The following is a 17,769-nucleotide window of genomic DNA, read 5'->3' as shown; positions in this document are numbered from 1 at the left end:
CGGTATCATCGATAGTTGCGAATCGTCTGGATCATCGCCTCGACATTCTCAAGCGGCGACGCCGGATGAATGCCATGACCGAGATTGAAGACGTAACCGGGACGCGAGGCAAAACGATTCAGCACGGCCTCCGTTTCGCGAATCACGCGATCCTTGCCGCCGTAAAGATAAAGCGGATCAAGATTCCCCTGTATGGCGATGCGGGACGGTATCTTCTCAACGTCTTCGATGCGCACACGCCAGTCGAGGCTGATGACGTCGGGATTCTGACGCACCATCTCGGGCAGAAGGTGATGGCCTCCGCCGACAAAGAGAATGATAGGATGATCGAATTCAGCTTTTAATCGTCGGATGATCTCTTCTGTATAACGTCCTGCAAACTCGTCGTACTGCTCGGCCGACAGGATGCCCGCCCAGCTATCGAAGAGCTGCACGGCCTCGGCGCCGCTTTTAAACTGATATCGCAGATAGTCGACGGTCATGTCCACAAGCCGGTCGCATAACTTTTTGAACAGTTCAGGCTGACCGAACATGATCGAGCGGATCTTTTCGAATTTTTTCGAAGTCCCGCCTTCGATCAGATACGAGGCCATCGTAAACGGAGCGCCTGCAAATCCCAGCACGGCAGGTCTTTCACTTTGACCGGAAGCGTATGCGGTAAGCCGTGTTAACGTTTCACCGATATAGGGGCACTGCTCGGCGGGCGAAAAACTTTCGAGTATATGAAGATCCTCTTCTTTTGAGATCGTGCGCTCCAGTACCGGGCCGCGCTTCTCTTCGAAATACAGCGGAACGCCGCATGCATGAAGCGGGGTAAGGATGTCGGCAAAGAGGATCAGTCCGTCGTTCTGAAAGCGCCGGTGCGGCTGAATCGTGATCTCGTATGCGATGTCGGCATTGGTCGACATATCGAGAAAGGTTCGTCCTTTGCGAATCTCGTTGTACTCGGGCAGGTAGCGGCCTGCCTGCCGCATATACCAGAATGGGATACGATTGCATTTCTGCCCCTTCAGGGCCTGGATCAGGATCGATGGTGACACGGTCTTATTTTTCGGCTTCGCCCTCAGGGGCAAGCTCATATCCGCGGCCATGGCGCGTAATGAAAAGCGTCGGATGCGCCGGATCCTGCTCGAAGATGCGACGGAACTTAACGATAAAGTTGTCGATGGTGCGATTCGTGGGGAATTCAGCCGTTCCCCAGACGCGATCAAGGATCTCGTCGCGCGTGACGGGGCGCCCGCGCGATTCAAGCAGCAGTTTCAGAATGCCGATCTCCTTCTCTGTAAAACGCACCTCTTCGGCGGTTAAAGTGTGAACGGCCGTATCACGGTTGAAATCAAGCCGATAACTTCCGATCTGAAAGGCGTCGACGATTTTGTGTTTGCGCAACCTCACCCGGATTCTCGCAAGCAGCTCTTCCAGCTCGAAAGGTTTCGTGATATAATCGTCGGCGCCCGATTCAAAGGCATCAAGTTTGTATTCGAGCTTGTTACGCGCCGTGAGAAAGAGGATCGGCATCGACCAACGAGAGCGAATCAGGCGACAGAGCTCGAGGCCCTGCAATCTTCCCGGCAACATCATATCGAGAATGGCAAGATCATACGGGCTGTTTCCCGAAAGAAGAGACTCTCGCTCGGCCAGAAAGCTATCGGCGCTCTCAAAGGCCTCGACCTCGTATCCTTCGTCTTCGAGATTGAGGCGGATTCCCGAGCGCAACACGGGCTCATCCTCGACAAGAAGGATCTTAGGCTTCATGGCCGGCTCCAGATGTAGATTTCTTGATAGAGATTTCTACGAGAAAGCGAGCTCCCTCTGGCGAAGGCAGAAGACGAATGCTTCCTGCACGTCGCAGTAGCAAGGCCCTGACGTTAGCAAGGCCCATGCCCGTTCCGGGCACAAATCCGCTCTGCCTCTGCAAGCGCACCATCGGCCTGAATATATTCTTGCGCTCTACATAGGGAATACCCGGGCCGTTATCCACAAAAAACAACTGCATGCGCCGGCCTTTCTGTCGGAGTAGAATGCGTAGCCGTGCCAACTCTCCTGAATAGATCAGAGCATTGGTGATCAATTCGCCGATAACGCTTCCCAGTTCTCGCGGCTCAAGAGCCAGGGGGTTTTCTTCGAGAGTTTGCAGCGTTAACAGGTTATCCTGAACGATCCCCGATCGATCGACGACGACCTTCTCCACAAGCGCCTCAGGGATCTGACTTCCTGACGGCAGCAGGGATCGCAACCGCCCCGTAATCGGCGGAAGCCATCCGACCGTGATGACGGCATTCCTCTCTTTTATGAGAGAATGCAGCTCGCCGATCGTGCGCTCAAGAATCGGGAAAAAGGCCGTGCCCTCGCCGGCGCCGTTTTTCTCGTTCGACTGCTCTGATGAGAGTTCGCCGCCGAGAAGAATCTCGCTGATACGCCGATTCAGGATCTCTACCTCTCGCAAAGACCCTTCGACTAACTCCGGCGTCGCTGCATGATCGGGACGCTTCTTCAACGTCTGCAGATTCAGCTTGATGGCGGCCAGGGGAGTTTTCAGCTCGTGCGTAAACGAGTTTAGAAAGAGTTCCTGCTCTTTTGCCAGCTGTCGTTCGCTACGATACAGCTTTACAAGAATAATGGAGACGGCTCCGAAAACGGCCAGAAAGAACGAAGCCTCGGCGATTATCATAACGACGTTGCGATCACGCTCATGCCTTCTGGCCTCGACAACTTCCCGGTCTACGGTATAACGCCCGTTTTCAAGGCGAATATACGGAGGCGCGACAAGACCCGGATCTCCGTTCAGCGCCATCTCAAGTATGCGATCTCTTTCGTCCTGCACATGAACGAGGGCGAAGCGGATCTCGGCAAAAAACAGAAGCCACCAGAAAAGCTGCGCCGAGATGACCAGGAACATCAGTCCGAGGTATAACCCGGGATGGCCAAAAACTCTGTCAGTGCCGTTTTTCATGCCCTCTGTCGTCAGCGTCGGAATTCCGAAGCGATCGATAGAAAAAGATCAAGATCGGATCTCTGCACCGGAGTGCTGAGAAAGCCTACTTCATAGCCCGACGGAGCGAGATACACGCCGCGGTCAAGACAGTGATGAAAGAAGGCCGCATACGTTTTCATCGACTCACGATCGATCTGATCGGCGCGCACCGGCCGTTCGTGTGCGGCGTCATAGAGCCAGAAGATCGAACCGACGCGGCACATACGGAAAGGAAGATTATCCATTCGGTTAAACTGCTCTTCAAGATACCGGCCTTTTTCTTCCAGACCGGCATAAAGCTCGGGCGTGAGCATACTGAGCTGAGCAAGTCCGGCAGCCATCGCCATCGGGTTGCCGCTGAGCGTACCGGCCTGATATACGGGACCGAGCGGTGCGATCTTTTCGAGGATCTCAGCCCGGCCTGCAAAGGCGCCCACAGGCATACCGCCGCCGATGATCTTGCCGTAGGTGATCAGATCGGGTTCTATTCCGTAGTAGCCGGCCGCTCCAGAGAACTGCAGGCGGAATCCGTTGATAACCTCGTCAAAGATCAGAAGGGCGCCATGTCTTGCCGTGATCTCACGCAGGAACTTCAGGTATTCGGGCGTTTGAATCAGGAGGCCGTTGTTAGCCGGCACGGGTTCGATAATAATGCAGGCGATCTGATCGCCTTCACGAGCGAAGAGCTGCTCGACAGCCTCTCTGTCGGCTAAGGGCAGAACGATCGTATCGCGAACGAAGTCCTCGGGAACGCCGGCCGAATCGGGCTGCCCGAACGTTACCAGGCCCGAGCCCGCCTTTACAAGCAGTGCATCGGAATGGCCGTGATAGCAGCCGTCAAACTTGACGATGCGCTTGCGGCCTGTGAATCCGCGGGCAAGGCGCAGGGCGCTCATCACCGCCTCGGTTCCCGAGCTGACAAACCGCACACGCTGCACCGATTTCACGTCTCGCGCAACGCCTTCAACAAGCAGACGGGCCAGCTCGACCTCTTTCGGATTCGGAGTACCGAGAGTAAGGCATTCGTCGATCTGCTCACGCAGCGCCTTCACAATCGGCGCCGGACGGTGGCCTGTAATGAGCGGCCCCCAGGAGCAACAGAAGTCGAGATAACGGTTGCCATCGACGTCGGTAAGATAGCATCCCTCGCCTTTTTGCATGAATACGGGCGTACCGCCCACCGAACGGAAGGCTCTGACAGGGCTGTTTACGCCGCCTGGAAGATAATGACAGGCTTCTTGAAATAAGGATTCGCTACGTGCACGGTTCACACGGTTAGACTTTCTTTCATGCGAATGGGATCAAGTGAAATCCCCTGCATTCACAGGAGAACCTTCCTGAACGGCATTCTTCAGAGGGCGGCCGACAAAACCCGTATACTGTTCGACGGGAATGCCGCCGCCCGGTCGCAGCGCGATGATATCGTCGATCGAAAGAATATGTCCGGCCGGCAGGGCCTTGCGATAGTAGAGAGAACGGCGCCCGTACTTTCGCACCCCTTCTTCAGATGACATGCTTTCTTTGATGCCTGTGCCCTTAGCGGCCCGCAGTAGATCGACGCCTTCGCGCAACTCACGCATCTGCGCCGGCGTCGATGATAGCGCCTGGTCTGGGCCGGGAAGCTTGCGGTCGACCGTGAAATGGCGCTCGATGGCAATCCCGTCTGAGCCGACGATTCCGATGGCAGCGGCGGCCATCGATACGACAAGCGACTCGCAGTGGTCCGATACGCCGATTGCACAACCGTATTTCCTTTTCCAGGCCGGTAGCAGACTCAGGTTGTAATCGGCCGGCAAAGCCGGATACGACGAAACACACAGAAAGAGCACGGCGGGCCTTCCAATCCAGTCGATCGTTCGCGCAACCTCATCTTCAACCGATGCTCCTGTCGAAAGCAGGATCTCAAAGCCCATCGACTTCGCCTGTTCAAGCAGAATACGATTCGTAAGATCGGTGGAAGCGATTTTCAGGTAATGCGTCTTATGACCCGACGTCTCAAGCAATTCTTTATAAAAAACGAGGGATTCATAATCGAAGACCGAACAGAGAAAGTCCACACCGTTTTCGTCGGAGGCCCGGGCCAGTCTCTTCCAGGACTCACGCGAAAGCTCGAACTGGCGAAAGAAATCGCCCAGCGATCCGGGCGGTCCTACGCCCAACCTGGCGTTGCGATCGAAGAAAAGATCCGATTGAAAAAGCTGGAATTTAACGCAATGCGCCCCGCTTCGCGCCGCCTCTTCAATCATGCGGACGGCCAGGGCCTCGTCGCCGTTATGATTGAGTCCGATCTCGGCGATGAGGTAGGCCGCCCCGTCTTCGCCAATAACGTGGTGCTTCGTTTTCATGTGGCGTTAACCCGGAAAGAGAAAATTGCGCAGCATCTCCATACCGCCTTCGGTGGCGAAGGACTCCGGATGAAATTGAATCCCTTCAAGATGACGGTATTCGCGATGACGAATACCCATAAGCTCTTCGGAGTCCTGGCTGACAGCCGTCTCTTCGAAACAGTCGGGCAGAGAATTGCGTTCAACGATCAGAGAATGATAGCGCATCACCTGAAGATTGTCGGGTAGACCTTGAAAGACTCCCTTTCCGTCATGCTTAACAAGCGACGTTTTGCCGTGCATGGGTAACTTCGCCCTGCGTACATTCCCTCCGTACACGGCCGCCATGCCCTGCATGCCCAGACAGACGCCTAACACCGGAAGTTCTTTCGCCGGCCCGAGCAGCACGTCTGAGCAGATGCCAAAGTAGGCCCTGTCCGTCGGGTCTCCAGGCCCCGGAGAGATGATGATGCGTTCATATCGGCGCGATGCGATCTCTTTCAGAGTGATCGCATCGTTCCGCTCAACGTCCAGGCGAAAAGCGCCTCCCTTTTCGTCGAGCAGCTCGCCCGCATACTGGTACAGGTTAAACGTGAAGGAATCGTAGTTGTCGATAATCAGGACTTTCATTAGTTCATGAACTCCTTCAGACAGAGATCCATGGCCGCAAGCTTGCGCTGAATCTCTTCGTATTCGTTTTTCGGAACGGAATCATAAACGATGCCCGACGACGCCCGCGCGAAGGCATCTTCTCCCGAAATAAAAAGCGTGCGAATCGGAATCGTAAACGTAGCGTTTCCGTTAAGGCCGAATTGACCGACCGCTCCGCCGTATGGACCGCGGGCGTCGCCTTCAAGGCGCTGGATAATCTTCATCGACTCGATCTTCGGCGCACCGGATAACGTTCCGGCAGGAAAGCAGCTGGCCAGCCCGTCGAACATCGTCTTATCACGCGCAAGGATGCCGACGACCTCGCTGGATATATGCTGAACATGGCTGAACTTGCGTATATCCATCAGATGCCGCACTTTAACGGTACCGAATCTTGCCACGCGACCGAGGTCGTTACGGTGAAGATCGACAAGCATGTTATGTTCGGCGATCTCTTTCGGATCATTCAGAAGAGCTCGCGCAAGGGAAATGTCTTCGTCTTCGCTGGCTCCGCGCGCCGTCGTTCCGGCAAGAGGGTAGGTTTCCATCTCACCCTGCTGCAGGCGAAAGACAAGCTCAGGGCTTGCGCCGATCTGCTTCACGTCGTCGAACTTCAAATAAAACATAAACGGCGACGGCGATATACGGCGCAGGCGTTCGTAGATCGTCAGCGTATCGCCGGTGATGCGATAGTTTTTCTGCAGTCCGATCTGGCACTGGAAGGTGTTGCCGGCGCGGATCTCTTCTTTTGTGGCCTCGACCATCTGCCGGTGCTGCTCTTCTGTCGCCGAATCGCCGAGATATTCAACCGAGGCAGGACCGGATCGAAGTGCCGGTCGGTTCATATAAGAACGCACGAGATCGGCTCGGTTCTCGCCATACGAATAATAGAAGATTTCGCCCGTCATCGTATCGCAGACGATGCCGTCCAGGTAGAGCCCGAAAACGAAGGGATCAAAACGATCATGCATCTTCAATTCAAGAGACGGCTCGAAAAAGACCGATGCGTCGTAGCCGATATAACCGACGAGACCGCCCGCATAGTTGCGCGAAAGTATGCCGTTCGGGAACCAGTCACGAAGAGCAAGATACGGATTCTCGCAGGCAAGCTCACTCTGCTTCACGTCATGCCGATCGGACTGCCAGATCAGACGTCCGGGGCGGCCGCGAAGCAGCGCAAGCGGATCAAATCCGATCGCAGAGTAACGCGAATGCCGGTTATTCGGGTCCAGAGATTCGAGCAAGAAACAATGCTTCTGCTCGGATTCGATGATGCGAAAGAGGTCGAAGAAGGACAGACCCGGTTCCAGCTTTTCCGTATGAGGTTTGCCGGGAAGTTGAAGGGATGGAAGCATAGCCTGTGCCCTTCTTTCCTGATGAGGGCTGGGAAACAAGGGTTTTTCAGGCAGAGTTAGCGACCGTACTCACGTCGCACCGGCCATCTCTCTTCCTGCTGCCTTTTACAGAGAGCATCGACCAGATCGGACGATCCGGCAATGAGGCCATAGGTTAAAAGCGACGCAGCGTTGAAGCGATGTGCCTCCCACTCCTGTGTTTCGAGGTTCAGGTGCAGGGCTTTGCCGCCCGCTCCAAGAACGAGCGCAATTCCCCCGCAGATATCCCATTCATTTTTCGGGTACAGGCTGATGTTTGCATCGCCGCGACCACCGGCGATCAGGGCAAGCTTTCGCGCCACGCTTCCCGTCGGATGCAATCTCAGATCTGCAAATACGGCATCCTCAAAGACGCCTTTCTTGAATTCCGTGCTGCTTACAAGAATGCTCGCTTCGTTAAGAGCGGGCGTAACGGTGCTCTGAATACGTCTTCGCTCTTTTTCGTCGAGCTCAAAGACTCCCACATCGATTCCACCGGCAAAGAGCAGGCCTTCAGCCGGAAGCGCAACGGCGCCAAGGATCGGAAGGCCATCGGCAACAAGCCCGACTGAAATGGAATACTCGGGAATACCGCCGGCGAATTCCTTTGTTCCGTCGATGGGATCGACGATCCAGGCAAAGCGATGGGATTGACGTGCCTCTGACTGTGCCGATTCTTCAGAGATCCAGACGGCATCGGGTAGCAGCTTCGTTAAGGCATCGTGTAATATATCGTTCGACGCAAGGTCGGCCGAAGTCAAAAGATCGCCCGGGCCCTTCTCGCTTACGGCAAAGCTGCGCGAAAGAAAAAGCCGCTGCACTTCGGCGGCGGCCTTCTGGATGGCGTCGATCAATCCGGGTAGCAGACTCTCACAGAGCTCTTTCCGTTCTCTGTCTACAGGCAACATCGTAAAACCGAGTAGATTACTGAGGCTTTGCCGGAGTCTCGTTCTTATGAGAGTCGCCTTCGAACTCGTCGAGGATCAGGAACTTCTCATAAAGCGGGGCCTGGATAAAGAGTCGCGGATCCCGGGCAAAGTCAAAACGTACGATAAAGTAGCGGAATTTGACGAAATAGACGTTATCAGAGAACGTCTTCTCCCAGGTGATATTCTCGGGGGTCAATCCTTCAAGATGCTTTTTCTCATCTTCGTAGAAGCGCCTTCGAATGGCCGACCGCATTGCACGAACAAGGTTATCTTCGAGCGTTTTCTGCAAGACGGCCGGGTCATGCTTCCTTTTGCGAATGCCCTCTTCGACGGCGCGAAATTCGGCAGAAATGCCCTCTTTCGGGCCGGCGAGTGCAAGCTCGGGAAGTAAAACAAGCGATATAAGAACAACCAATGCAAAACGATACATATCTGCTACCTCGGTACAGGTTCGGCCCTGTATCCCGTAAAATCAAGGCAATACGGGAAAAAAATCGTTAATCTTTTCTTCTCTGCCCTGGTCGAGGGCACTTTTGAGATGCTCCTAATCTACTTCAGCAAGCGCGAAGTCGGGCGGCGTCTGTGCTCCGGTACACTCCGTATCGCTCAGCATAAAATACAGAAGTCGGGTCACAGGCACTACCCCAGGATCAGATTCGGGGATGACGGCAAGCGGGCCAAAAAGCTCGCCTCGATCGGGCCAGACATGATAGGGATCAAGAATTTGACGCTCAGGCGAGATCACGGGCGCCTGGCGTTCATACGCCAGCTTTGCGCCGTCTGAAAAGCGCAGTCTTCGCAGGAACTGTCGCTGCTCATGCACGCTTGCAGTGCAGATCGGATTTTCGAGGCTACCCTTTTCAGGCGAGCGGATGGGCGTGAAGCTGGCACACCCAACAAGGACAGGAGGAAAAATCAGGAAAAGAATGCGAATCAGGACCGATGACGTTCTTCGCAGAAGGCCTTCAGCGGTCCGATATAGTATTCGCCCCAGCCTTCTCTGTGTCGCTCGAGTGTGCGACGGTCGGTAAAACCGGAATGACGCAGGGTGATGCGCGTCCCGCCTCGCTCCTCGGTCAACGTAAACAGTACCAGTGAATCCCGCCATTCTTCTTTCCATTCACGCTCGCGCAGCGTGAAGACCAGTCGATTCGGGGCCTGGATTTCCACAACCATTCCTTCCATGTCTCCGTCCCATAAGAAGAAACGCCCACCGGCCTTTGCCTGGAAGCGTGCCGGACCGGCTCCCCATTCATCCAGCAGGGCCGCTGTCGTAATCGCCCGGAAAACGGCCGAAACAGGCGCACGAATAAATTCCGATTCTTCAATCACACCTGTTGCTACGGGCTGGCCGTCGCGAGTTATAAGAGGAGCCTTCATACTCTGAGGATCGGAGCATGAGCGATATTCATGAACATAATTTCCGTTGACCCTCCCCCTTCGCTGCACAGCCTGACCTGCATGCCTGAACGGTATCGCATCGGCATCGATCTTGGCGGCACAAAAACCGAGATCATCGTTCTTTCTGCCACTGACGAGGTGCTTCTGCGCAAACGCAGCCCGACTCCGAAGCTCGAAGGCTACGAGGCCATCTGTGAAAACATCTGCCGTCTAATCGAGGAAGGCCGCGCCTTCACAGACGGTAGCGACCATACCATCGGTATCGGAATCCCCGGAATCATGGAGCCTCGAACAGGCAGAGTCGTAAACGCCAATACGACCGTTCTCATCGGAAAACCGTTCAAGGCAGATCTTGAGCGGATGCTTGATCATACCGTAACCATCGAAAACGACGCAAACTGCTTCATCCTGGCCGAGGCCCGCCTCGGAGCGGCCGCCGGGGCTCAGAATGCCTTTGGCGTGATTATGGGAACGGGATGCGGCGGCGGCATCGTGTTCAACGGCGAGATATACAGAGGTCGCCATGGCATTGCCGGCGAATGGGGGCATCTATCGATTGATCCCGCCGGGCCGGAATGCTGGTGCGGTAATAGAGGATGCGTCGAGACGCTCATCTCAGGAACAGGCCTCGAGAATCAGTATAACATCCGCACGGGCAAAAAACTCAGGGCTCCTGAGATCATTGAGGCCGCCCGCAAAGGAGAAGCGGGTGCTGCCGCAGCCTTCGATCAATTCCTGAGCGACTTCGGTCGCGCCCTCGGCGGATTAATTTCTGTTCTCGATCCCGACATCGTCGTGCTTGGCGGAGGGTTATCCAACGTCGACGAACTCTATACGGAGGGCGTGCAACGAATGAAACGGCATGCCTTTCATCCCGATCTTGATACGCCCGTCGTTCGAAACAGGCTTGGCGACTCTGCCGGCGTCTTCGGCGCGGCGTATCTGCAACCTGATATTCCATAAATTCGGCTATCTTCTATGAAAATTCTGATAACGCTGCGCGATCTTTTCATCTATCTTTTCTTTCTGTGGCTCTCGGTGCCCTTTCGACTGTTACCGTACCCGCAGGCTCTGAGGCTCGGCACGTTGGTCGTCCGCGCTCTGTTCCCGCTTTTCCCGAAATATCGCCGCATCGCCCTCGATAACATCTCGCATGGATTTCCCGAGTTGAGCGGTGCTGAACATGAGCGCATTCTCGACGAGCATCTGAACCATCTCGGTTATTTGATCGCCGATACGTTCTGGAAGTCTCGCATGAATCAGCGCTGGTTCGAGAAATATGTGCGTTATGCGCCCGGAGCCGAAGAAACCGAGCGCCGGCTTCTTGAAGAGGCCCGCCAGAAACGCGGCTTCATTCTCGTAAGCGGACACCTCGGCACATGGGAAGATATCGCTCAGTTCGTCGGCTATCGTATGAACGGAGCCATCGTCTACAAGACCATTCGCAACCGGTTTCTCGATAACTGGTTCAAGAGGCATCGCGGCTCACTCGGAACCGGGTTATACACAATGGAAGAGACCTCGTCGCTGGTTAAATATCTGAAGCAGGGCGGCGTAATCGGCCTCGCCTCGGATCAGAATGCAGGCGGCGCCGGCATATTCATCGACTTCCTGAACCGGCCGGCATCGACCTATAAAGGACCGGCCACCATCGCCTATCTGACCGGAGCGCCAATCATCTTTATAACGCTCATTCACAGAGGAGACGGCACCGTTGTGCTTGACTTCGAAGACCTCGGCCCTCTGAAAAAAGAAGACTTTTCAGATAAAGAAGAAGCCATACGCGTCGGCACCGAACGCTGGGTGAAGGCCCTTGAAAGGGCCGTCAGAAAAACGCCCGGACAGTATTTCTGGGTACATCGCCGCTGGAAGACCACACCGGCCATGATGGAAGCTCTGAAGAAGAAATAGCGGAATAAGATAAAAAGTTTTCAACCTCAGGGGGGCACGGAGAGCACAGAGAAATCAGGGAACCGGCTGAAGCTCTTTCTACAAGAGCTTCTTATTGATGGCAATGTTCACCTTTTTGAAGAGTTTATCGCTACAGCTGAACTCTTCAAATGATCGATGCATTGCAGCTCTCTCGCCCACACTTTCCCTTCCGCCCTCCCTGTCTTTCCTCTGTGCCCGCAGCGACCTCTGCGGTAAACATTGATTTAGAGAGCGCAGAGAATACCGAAGAATAATTTGAAAGACCCGATGGGGCCTGCACGCTATATCAATATTGGCATCGGTGCAGATTCCGAGTAAAAGCGGGTTTTGAGCTGGCTTCTATATATTGAGGTGTACGCGCCTTTCATTTTTCGCGATGGACGAACCCTTCAAATCAGGGATTCAACGCAACTCTCCTATCTTTGCCCAACCTCTTTGGTCTTCCTCCGCGCCCTCAGAGCCCTCTGCGGTATTAATTGATCTGGAGACCACAGGGAGGACATTGAGAGCTCAGGGGTTAGACATCTTTCGAGAAAAGCGGGAATTCGCGCTCATCGATCTGGCCTCGAAAGACCAATCGCGCCGGTCCGGTCATGTGCACGGTCTCATTCCATTCAATAAACAGATCGCCTCCACGAAGATGAACGGTATTCGTGCGGCCGCTAAGGCCGGCGCTGGCTGCAGCGACAAGAGCAGCACAGGCGCCGGATCCGCAGGCAAGCGTCTCACCCGAGCCGCGCTCCCACGTACGCTGATATAGCGAGCCGTCAGCTTTAATGCTTACAAACTCCACGTTTGTGCGCTCGGGAAATGCCGGATCGTTCTCGATACGCGGGCCGATGCTTTCAATATCGACCGTGTCGGGATCATCGACGAAGATGACGCAGTGCGGATTGCCCATGGAAAGTACATGCCCTTCGTCTAATCCTTTCAATCCATGCTGATAACGAACAGGTCGACCAGGAAGGTCTTTTGACTCTCGGGAAAAGGGAATGATGTGCGCCTCAAAGAGAGGTCGTCCCATGTCCAGACGTACACTTCCAGACATAACGTTTTCATCTCTTGATATGATTTCAGCTCTGTGCAGGCCGACGCCGCTTTCCACTATCAAGTCCTTCTTGCGTGCATCGGCGCTCAGATACAGAGAAACGCAGCGCAATGCGTTTCCGCACATGGCCGATGCAGATCCGTCTGCATTCCACATCCACATGCGCCCGGCTGCACGATCAGACGGGCCGATAATAACAAGGCCATCGCCACCGATGCCGTAGCGTCGATCACAGAGACGCGGAAGCAGCTCTGTATTCAGCTGAAGGATCTTCTTCGCGTTCTCGCGCAGGTCGACGTAAACGTAATCGTTACCCGCCCCTTCCATTTTGAAAAACTCAATCATAGAAAACCGTCCGTTCGGTCCGCTGAGGGATATTGCATTCAGATCACAGTAAAAAGACATTTTTGCGGTAAGGCGCTTTCACATTCTGCAAAAACTATCACACCATTTGCAGGGCCGATTTCTGGCCAGTGCTTTTCCGACATAATACACCAGAATTCAATATATTTTATTCGAATTGGGATGGATTTTTTTTGCGTTTCGAATGATTCCTCACACTGTTAGAGCAGAGAGTTGACTCTTATAGTAAAAATGCATGTAAGGAAAAAAAGATGGAAGATAACAGTGGAAAGAAGAATAGCACGCTTGAAGAACACTACAGACACTTTGTAAAGACGGGAAATAGAGAGCAGCTTCTGGCCGGTCTGTACCGCGAAACGCATGCGTACTGTATGCGCCGGCTCAGTCGTGATCCCGATATCGTCGGCGACTTTATGCTGCATCTTCTCGAAGGAAGGCTTGATCGAATCATCGGAAAATTTCAACAACGAAACCATCCTTCGTTTCCAGCCTTTTATATCCTCTGTGTTCGAAACAGCTTTCAGAACTTCATCAAAAGGTACAGGCGCACACACCTTGATATGCTTCCGCTTCAGACCGACCCGCTGGCAGCAAGGACGTCGGCCTCCTTCAATCCAGAGGAGTTCTGGCTGAGGCTGGATCAGGGATTGCAGAGTCTCTCTGACATGGACAGCCTTCTATTCAAGATCTATCATTCCATACCGTTGAACTCCGAGAATCTAAAGGCCATGGTTCGGGAATTCGGAGCCGAACGAACGCTTGAAATGATGGAGCAGATCGAAGACCGTCGCCGTTTTCGCGAGGATCGTCTGCTGGCAGCTGAGAACCGTATGAATCGCTTCTACAACAGAGCAATGCAGACCAGCTTTCGCCTGCAGAGCGGCCGACGGGATGCCGACGTTCAATCCTACTTGAATCGTCACTGGGCTCATTCCATTTATGCAGTCGCGACGTTGCTTGGCATGAGTCGTCAACTCGCTGCCTTTCGCTTGCGCCGGGCCACGAAGCAGCTTCGAAATTATTTAAACCCCATTGCTGCGAACGAATTCTGAGGCAGGTATGAGAACTACATCACGTGGGATTACGGTTCATTCCGGGCTGAGAGTTCATCCGGCGGGGCCAATTCTCTTTGAGATTTACAGGGACGCCTCGCAATTTTTATACCTGAGGCTGGAGATCCTAAAAAAAACACATCCCATTCCAATTTTACTTTACAGGAGAGAAGGAGAGCATAAAAAGCTAATGCTTGATGGAGAGCTGGAGTTGCCGCTCGCCGGCCTCGGTGAGGGCGCCTATGAGGTGAGAAGCCCGGCTGGCGAGATATTCCGGTTCATGCTTGATTGAACTCGAAGAACGCAAAACGAAGTGCGAGAACTGTAAAAGCCTGTTTCCGAACAGGCTTTTACAGTCTAACAGGCTGCTGAAAAAGCAGCCTGATAATGAGTTCGACTGGCGCCATCCGAAGAATGCCCTTTACTGGTAAAATATAAAAAGATATGAAGATCAAGGTAGCCACCCGCGGTGAGGTCACGATTCTACAGATAGAAGGGGCCATTAAATCCGGCGACGAATATCAACTCGCTGAACGCATGGAGCAGTACATCAAGCCCGATACGGCTCCGAAGTTTATCGTCGATATGAAGAAGGTACCGTTCATCAATTCGCAGGCCCTCGGTCTTTTCTTGAACATCTACAAACACATCGACTATCTGAAAGGACGCATCGTCTTTTCTGGCCTCAATAGCGACATTGAAAATCTGATGAACCTTACGCAGCTATCGATGATCTTCGAGATCTATAAAGCGATCGACGAAGCCATCGATAGCTTTGAAGACTGATTGGAAGGCATCGACTCCCTGACTCTACGTTCAAGTTAGGGTGGCCGTCCTTACTACTTCAGCCGTTATTTCACGTAAAAACGCCCTGTGACGGGATCAAAGTAGATCCGTCGCTCCACTGTCGGCTCCTGAGGTTCATCGCGAATCACCTCATTAAACGGCTCGGGCTCTTTTTCTTTCCATTGAGGTGGACGGCGCTCTGCCTGCCCTGCTCGCTCCTGACGCAGCTGTTCCATCATGCGGCGAACTTCGTCTTCCATGCTTGCATGCGGATCGACGCGCCGTCGAAAGACAAAGCGTGATCCGCTCTGCTGTAGGTCGTTGCGGAGAAAATTGAGTTGCAGAACGAACTTCGTGTAGATGATGCCGCCGATAAGGCCGCCCAGATGGCCGAGATGCGAGATGCCCGAGGATCTGTCGTAGATGGATAACAGCACAGAGGCGACGCCGATAACGATAGCCGCCGTCCGCGCCTTCATCGGAAAAAAGAAGATGAGCATCTCTGATCGCGGATAAAAGACGGCGATGGCTGCCAGAAGCCCCATGATCGCACCCGACGCTCCTACGGTCGGATCGCCCAGATCACTCTGAAAAACGACGACAAAGAGAGCACCGGTCAATCCTGAGAAAATATACAGAAGGCCGAATCGCATAGCGCCCACCGTCATCTCAATGGCAGTTCCCAGGGACCATAGAGCAATCATATTCACAAGCAGATGCAGCCAGCCTCCGTGCAGAAACATCGACGTAAGGGGCTGATAAACTCTTCCATGCCAGAAATCGGCAGGCACGAGCCCCCATTGATCATAGAACCCCTGTATATAGAAGCCCGGATTGGAAACGGCCCACCAAAACAGCAAAATATGAATTCCCGTATTCGCGATGACAAGAAATCTGGTGACGGGGGCCCTATTCATAACAATTCTCCGGAACGAAGAGTTCCAGGTTCAAGGAAAGCAGCCATGCATGAGGAGAAAACTACTTTCCCGATTTTCCCGGCGCCTTTCTCCCTATTTCAGGCGTGTAATACATGATTATCTGCGGCCTATCTCTTTCGCCCGATGTTCGCTCCACTCTTCGCGAACGCCTGCCGGGATTCCAGTTCGAGCAGTTTCCAGCTCCGGCTCTACTCGAACGCAGCGTCTGCTTTCCCGATCTTCCGCTTACAACGATTTCTGATCTGCTTTCGTATGGCCTGCCGCTTCAGGTATGGACTGTGGATGAAAGCCAGCTCGACGCTCTGTACGGTTGCGGAATCGCCGCCGTTCATTTTCCCGACCACACCACAATCGATCCTCTGCTCAAGGTTAAACCCGTCGGTGGCCATGCCCTGCTCTTTATAGAGAATCGAGCCCGACTTAATCTCTTCCGCCAGCTTTTTCTCTTTGCCGGCATTCGTGTGAGAGCCGATCTTCGCAGCTCAGATGAGTTTGCACAGGTGCTACCCGAGTTGCGAAAAGACGGCCCGACTGAAGAAGAACTGCATGTCGTTCTCGATCTTGACCGCGGCGACTTTCTGCCTGCGATGCACGCCCTTGCCGCAGAACGAGAGAAAACCGGACGCATGCTCAGATTGTGGGCGCTGCGGGATTTTTCGCGTCCGGGGCCTGATCCTGTTTTGATTCAACGCACGCTCTCGCCGTTTACGATGCGTATCTTCGAACCGCATGAGGCAGCCCTGGCCCTGATCGAGGCGTTATACCTCTACGATCCTTCGCTTGAACGGTTCTCGGCGTCGGCCGGCCCGCTACAGAGCTTCGACGGCTTTCGTGACGCCGCGCATATACTCACAGGTCGATCGTTTCGATTGCTTGACCGAAATCCGGATCGCCTGTTCCATGCCCTTTCTGATCTCATGCAGCATCTGCGCCTTTCGCTTCCCTTTCACTGGTTATACAGGCTCTATGAGAAGCGCAACGGCACGGGCGGTCTGCTTCTTGCAGATCCAGGGAGGCGCGATGCTTGACGAATTACAGATCATCGATCTTTTCTTCGAGAAAAGCGAGGTACCCGTCGATGACTGCGCCTATCTGCCCGAGACGTCGCAGATCATAACCGGCGACAGTATGGTCGAGAATACGCATTTTCGTCTGGACTGGCATCCGCCCGAGCTGCTTGCGCGAAAACTCTTTCAGAGCAACCTCAGCGACGTCGCCGCAGGCGGAGGCGATCCACAGTGGTGTCTTTTGCAGATGGGTCTTCCAGGCAATGCAGAGGAACAGTTCCTGAAACGATTTGCTGCTGCCTTCCGCGAAGAATGCAAAGAGAATCGATGCAAACTGATCGGCGGCGATACGTTTCGCAATACGACCTACATCTTCAGCCTGACGATGGCCGGTCGCGTCAGAAGACCACTACAGAGACGAGCCCACCCGGGCGATGCGATCTACATGACGGGCACAGCAGGGCTTTCGCTGGCCGGTATGAAACATCTGACCGGCGAAATGAAGTTAACCGGATCTCTACAGAAAAGAGCGCTCGAACGACATCTTGCTCCCGTGGCTCGCCTGGACCTTGCGCGAAAGCTGCGCGAGATGCCCGACCTGCATGGTATGATGGATCTTTCGGATGGGCTCTTACAGGACCTGGAACGTTTTGCACGTGCTGCGGGCCAGAGATTTCATCTGCACTTACACAGTATTCCCTGTGACGACGAACTGCTGCCGCTTATGCCTGCTCTTGAGCGGGCTATCTCTGGGGAGGAGTATGAGCTGGTTTTCTGCGCCCCCGCGGGATTGCAGCAAGCGCCAGGCTTCGATATTACACAGATAGGAAGGGTTATTACAGGCCCTCCAGGCCTGACGGTCTTTGAAGACAGTTCAGAAGGCAAGATCGTTATACCAGAGAGCCGCGGGTTTGAGCATTTCTGAATCGCCTTCATATGAACGGGAGTGATTTCATCGAAAGTTCACGAAAATCCCGATGATGCAGCGCGA

The 17,769-nt window shown here is 54.0% G+C and carries 20 protein-coding genes; 7 read left to right on the top strand and 13 right to left on the bottom strand.

Annotation, left to right across the window (positions count from 1 at the left end; genetic code table 11):
* Positions 1-5: 5 nt before the first annotated feature.
* From hemE to LEPIL_RS06465, 11 genes are all read right to left on the bottom strand, one after another.
* Positions 6-1,040: a uroporphyrinogen decarboxylase gene (gene hemE, locus LEPIL_RS06515; RefSeq protein ID WP_040919723.1), complete on the bottom strand. Its 1,035-nt coding sequence runs from the start codon at positions 1,038-1,040 to the stop codon at positions 6-8.
* Positions 1,041-1,044: 4 nt separating this feature from the next.
* The gene (locus tag LEPIL_RS06510) at positions 1,045-1,755 is read right to left on the bottom strand and encodes a response regulator transcription factor (RefSeq protein WP_002771094.1); all 711 of its coding nucleotides are present in this window, start codon (positions 1,753-1,755) and stop codon (positions 1,045-1,047) included.
* Positions 1,745-2,953 (bottom strand): sensor histidine kinase, encoded by a 1,209-nt coding sequence (locus tag LEPIL_RS06505; RefSeq protein ID WP_002771092.1) that lies wholly within the window; start codon positions 2,951-2,953, stop codon positions 1,745-1,747. Before LEPIL_RS06505 ends, LEPIL_RS06510 begins: the two co-directional genes overlap by 11 nt.
* A gap of 11 nt (positions 2,954-2,964) precedes the next feature.
* A complete protein-coding gene (hemL, locus tag LEPIL_RS06500; protein ID WP_002771090.1) occupies positions 2,965-4,245 on the bottom strand; it encodes a glutamate-1-semialdehyde 2,1-aminomutase in 1,281 nt (426 codons plus the stop codon).
* Positions 4,246-4,275: 30 nt separating this feature from the next.
* Entirely contained in the window at positions 4,276-5,319 is a 1,044-nt protein-coding gene (locus tag LEPIL_RS06495; RefSeq protein WP_002771088.1) for an N-acetylneuraminate synthase family protein, read from the bottom strand.
* A 6-nt stretch (positions 5,320-5,325) separates the two neighbouring features.
* Positions 5,326-5,928 carry an anthranilate synthase component II gene (locus tag LEPIL_RS06490; RefSeq protein ID WP_002771086.1) on the bottom strand — a complete coding sequence of 201 codons (603 nt, stop codon included), beginning with the start codon at positions 5,926-5,928 and terminating at the stop codon, positions 5,326-5,328.
* Positions 5,928-7,304: an anthranilate synthase component I family protein gene (locus LEPIL_RS06485; RefSeq protein ID WP_002771084.1), complete on the bottom strand. Its 1,377-nt coding sequence runs from the start codon at positions 7,302-7,304 to the stop codon at positions 5,928-5,930. Before LEPIL_RS06485 ends, LEPIL_RS06490 begins: the two co-directional genes overlap by 1 nt.
* A gap of 56 nt (positions 7,305-7,360) precedes the next feature.
* The gene (locus tag LEPIL_RS06480; RefSeq protein WP_002771081.1) at positions 7,361-8,230 is read right to left on the bottom strand and encodes a 3'(2'),5'-bisphosphate nucleotidase CysQ; all 870 of its coding nucleotides are present in this window, start codon (positions 8,228-8,230) and stop codon (positions 7,361-7,363) included.
* Between the two features lie 16 nt (positions 8,231-8,246).
* A complete protein-coding gene (locus LEPIL_RS06475; protein ID WP_002771079.1) occupies positions 8,247-8,681 on the bottom strand; it encodes an LIC11625 family surface-exposed protein in 435 nt (144 codons plus the stop codon).
* A gap of 114 nt (positions 8,682-8,795) precedes the next feature.
* Positions 8,796-9,074, bottom strand: coding sequence for a hypothetical protein (locus LEPIL_RS06470; RefSeq protein ID WP_002771077.1), 279 nt, complete (start codon positions 9,072-9,074; stop codon positions 8,796-8,798).
* Between the two features lie 110 nt (positions 9,075-9,184).
* Entirely contained in the window at positions 9,185-9,631 is a 447-nt protein-coding gene (locus tag LEPIL_RS06465) for an SRPBCC domain-containing protein (RefSeq protein ID WP_002771075.1), read from the bottom strand.
* An 81-nt stretch (positions 9,632-9,712) separates the two neighbouring features.
* Between LEPIL_RS06465 and LEPIL_RS06460 the strand changes: the two genes are divergently transcribed.
* Positions 9,713-10,615, top strand: coding sequence for an ROK family protein (locus LEPIL_RS06460; protein WP_040919719.1), 903 nt, complete (start codon positions 9,713-9,715; stop codon positions 10,613-10,615).
* 15 nt (positions 10,616-10,630) lie between these two features.
* Positions 10,631-11,563 (top strand): lysophospholipid acyltransferase family protein, encoded by a 933-nt coding sequence (locus tag LEPIL_RS06455; protein WP_002771066.1) that lies wholly within the window; start codon positions 10,631-10,633, stop codon positions 11,561-11,563.
* 538 nt (positions 11,564-12,101) lie between these two features.
* Here LEPIL_RS06455 and dapF read toward each other — a convergent pair.
* Positions 12,102-12,977: a diaminopimelate epimerase gene (gene dapF, locus LEPIL_RS06450; RefSeq protein WP_002771064.1), complete on the bottom strand. Its 876-nt coding sequence runs from the start codon at positions 12,975-12,977 to the stop codon at positions 12,102-12,104.
* Between the two features lie 269 nt (positions 12,978-13,246).
* Here dapF and LEPIL_RS06445 point away from each other — a divergent pair, with 269 nt between their 5' ends.
* The 3 genes from LEPIL_RS06445 (at position 13,247) to LEPIL_RS06435 (ending at position 14,833) form a co-directional block, all read left to right on the top strand.
* Positions 13,247-14,047 (top strand): hypothetical protein, encoded by an 801-nt coding sequence (locus tag LEPIL_RS06445; protein WP_002771062.1) that lies wholly within the window; start codon positions 13,247-13,249, stop codon positions 14,045-14,047.
* 7 nt (positions 14,048-14,054) lie between these two features.
* Positions 14,055-14,339, top strand: a complete 285-nt coding sequence (locus LEPIL_RS06440) for a hypothetical protein (RefSeq protein ID WP_002771061.1) — start codon at positions 14,055-14,057, stop codon at positions 14,337-14,339.
* A 152-nt stretch (positions 14,340-14,491) separates the two neighbouring features.
* Entirely contained in the window at positions 14,492-14,833 is a 342-nt protein-coding gene (locus LEPIL_RS06435) for an STAS domain-containing protein (protein ID WP_002771059.1), read from the top strand.
* Positions 14,834-14,898: 65 nt separating this feature from the next.
* Here LEPIL_RS06435 and LEPIL_RS21750 read toward each other — a convergent pair whose 3' ends face one another.
* Complete coding sequence (locus LEPIL_RS21750; RefSeq protein WP_002771055.1) at positions 14,899-15,750, bottom strand: rhomboid family intramembrane serine protease; 852 nt, start codon at positions 15,748-15,750, stop codon at positions 14,899-14,901.
* Positions 15,751-15,863: 113 nt separating this feature from the next.
* Here LEPIL_RS21750 and LEPIL_RS23350 point away from each other — a divergent pair, with 113 nt between their 5' ends.
* Complete coding sequence (locus LEPIL_RS23350; RefSeq protein ID WP_002771054.1) at positions 15,864-16,799, top strand: hypothetical protein; 936 nt, start codon at positions 15,864-15,866, stop codon at positions 16,797-16,799.
* Positions 16,792-17,703, top strand: coding sequence for a thiamine-phosphate kinase (gene thiL, locus LEPIL_RS06420; protein ID WP_002771053.1), 912 nt, complete (start codon positions 16,792-16,794; stop codon positions 17,701-17,703). Before LEPIL_RS23350 ends, thiL begins: the two co-directional genes overlap by 8 nt.
* The last annotated feature ends 66 nt before the right edge of the window (positions 17,704-17,769 follow it).

Origin of the sequence: Leptonema illini DSM 21528, assembly GCF_000243335.1 — a bacterium.
Lineage (GTDB): Bacteria > Spirochaetota > Leptospiria > Leptospirales > Leptonemataceae > Leptonema > Leptonema illini.
This window is presented reverse-complemented; position numbering and strand designations above follow the sequence as displayed.

Excerpts from the sequence above, each read along its gene's own strand:
- dapF (WP_002771064.1), bottom strand. The coding sequence starts at position 12,977 with ATGATTGAGTTTTTCAAAATGGAAGGGGCGGGTAACGATTACGTTTAC.
- LEPIL_RS06455 (WP_002771066.1), top strand. The coding sequence starts at position 10,631 with ATGAAAATTCTGATAACGCTGCGCGATCTTTTCATCTATCTTTTCTTT.
- LEPIL_RS23350 (WP_002771054.1), top strand. The coding sequence starts at position 15,864 with ATGATTATCTGCGGCCTATCTCTTTCGCCCGATGTTCGCTCCACTCTT.
- LEPIL_RS06460 (WP_040919719.1), top strand. The coding sequence starts at position 9,713 with ATGCCTGAACGGTATCGCATCGGCATCGATCTTGGCGGCACAAAAACC.
- LEPIL_RS06435 (WP_002771059.1), top strand. The coding sequence starts at position 14,492 with ATGAAGATCAAGGTAGCCACCCGCGGTGAGGTCACGATTCTACAGATA.
- LEPIL_RS06445 (WP_002771062.1), top strand. The coding sequence starts at position 13,247 with ATGGAAGATAACAGTGGAAAGAAGAATAGCACGCTTGAAGAACACTAC.
- thiL (WP_002771053.1), top strand. The coding sequence starts at position 16,792 with ATGCTTGACGAATTACAGATCATCGATCTTTTCTTCGAGAAAAGCGAG.
- LEPIL_RS06475 (WP_002771079.1), bottom strand. The coding sequence starts at position 8,681 with ATGTATCGTTTTGCATTGGTTGTTCTTATATCGCTTGTTTTACTTCCC.
- LEPIL_RS06465 (WP_002771075.1), bottom strand. The coding sequence starts at position 9,631 with ATGAAGGCTCCTCTTATAACTCGCGACGGCCAGCCCGTAGCAACAGGT.
- LEPIL_RS21750 (WP_002771055.1), bottom strand. The coding sequence starts at position 15,750 with ATGAATAGGGCCCCCGTCACCAGATTTCTTGTCATCGCGAATACGGGA.
- LEPIL_RS06510 (WP_002771094.1), bottom strand. The coding sequence starts at position 1,755 with ATGAAGCCTAAGATCCTTCTTGTCGAGGATGAGCCCGTGTTGCGCTCG.
- LEPIL_RS06490 (WP_002771086.1), bottom strand. The coding sequence starts at position 5,928 with ATGAAAGTCCTGATTATCGACAACTACGATTCCTTCACGTTTAACCTG.
- LEPIL_RS06485 (WP_002771084.1), bottom strand. The coding sequence starts at position 7,304 with ATGCTTCCATCCCTTCAACTTCCCGGCAAACCTCATACGGAAAAGCTG.
- LEPIL_RS06440 (WP_002771061.1), top strand. The coding sequence starts at position 14,055 with ATGAGAACTACATCACGTGGGATTACGGTTCATTCCGGGCTGAGAGTT.
- LEPIL_RS06505 (WP_002771092.1), bottom strand. The coding sequence starts at position 2,953 with ATGAAAAACGGCACTGACAGAGTTTTTGGCCATCCCGGGTTATACCTC.
- LEPIL_RS06495 (WP_002771088.1), bottom strand. The coding sequence starts at position 5,319 with ATGAAAACGAAGCACCACGTTATTGGCGAAGACGGGGCGGCCTACCTC.
- LEPIL_RS06480 (WP_002771081.1), bottom strand. The coding sequence starts at position 8,230 with ATGTTGCCTGTAGACAGAGAACGGAAAGAGCTCTGTGAGAGTCTGCTA.